Origin of the sequence: Shimwellia pseudoproteus (genome assembly GCF_016415625.1) — a bacterium.
Classification (GTDB): domain Bacteria; phylum Pseudomonadota; class Gammaproteobacteria; order Enterobacterales; family Enterobacteriaceae; genus Shimwellia; species Shimwellia pseudoproteus.
In genome coordinates this window covers 1-1,031 of the sequence record NZ_WBXP01000114.1, presented here as the reverse complement: position 1 = coordinate 1,031, position 1,031 = coordinate 1, and the positions used below count along the sequence as shown (strand labels likewise).

Here is a 1,031-nt window from a genome sequence, read left to right as displayed (position 1 = left end):
TGACGAAAGCAGGTATGCCTGAAAGTGTGCGTATTGCCTGAAAACACAACCCGCTACGGGGGAGACTTACCCGAAATCTGATTTATTCAACAAAGCCGCTGATGACTGAAAAAATCAAAATACCGGTTAGGGTCCTGCACGTTGGTAACCGGAGACGGTTTCAGCGAGTGGATCATATCGGGGAATTTCATCGCATCGCGAATAAAGAATACCGGCTCATCGAGGCCAACTAAATCCCAGTTACCTTGTGAGGTGTAAAACTTAATGGCAAAACCGTGGGGGTCGCGCAGGGTTTCCGGCGAACCTTTAGGATGAATAACGGTAGAAAACCGCAGAAATACCGGCGTCGTGGTGCCGCTTTTAAACATCGCCGCCGATGTTAAGTCACTGATGTCCTTATCCTGATGATATTCACCAAATGCCCCGGTACCGCGTGCATGCACCACGCGCTCTGGCGTACGTTCGCGCACAAAGCGCTGTAATTTTTGTACCAGGTGCCCATCCTGTAACAGCGTTGGTCCATTTGGCCCCGCAGTTTGTGAATTCTGGTTATCACCCACCGGAGCACCATTATCATTGGTCATTTGAACAGTTTCACCGGCCTGTGCGCCCAATGATATTAATAGAGGAAAAGCGACAGCGCCCGCCAGTTTTTTAATTTTCATACCCATGCCCTTTATATTTTATTGAAGTTCACAAAAAGGCTAACAGAAATAAAAAAAAGCACTCTTATCACTCTAAAAGGCGCTGGCTATTAAATTTCCATATAACGTAACACCGAATATAAAACAATAAGTTATTTTGCAACAAAATATAAAAATAAACGATTAATAAACGAATAGTGAAATAATCAAATGAAACACCACCATTGATAAGTGATTACCGACGAGGAGTAAAAAATATAAAACACTTAATTATTAAAACGATAACATCATTAGGGAAGGTGCGAACAAGTTCCTGATATGAGATCATCATATTCATCCGGAGCGCATCCCAGAGGGACATCATGAGCCATCAACTCACCTTCGCCG

General features: G+C 43.7%; 1 pseudogene. It reads right to left on the bottom strand.

The annotated features are described in order from the left end of the window. Nucleotides 1-101: 101 nt before the first annotated feature. Nucleotides 102-665, bottom strand: a pseudogene (locus F9C28_RS19965) (catalase); the annotation flags it as partial. Nucleotides 666-1,031 lie beyond the last annotated feature (366 nt).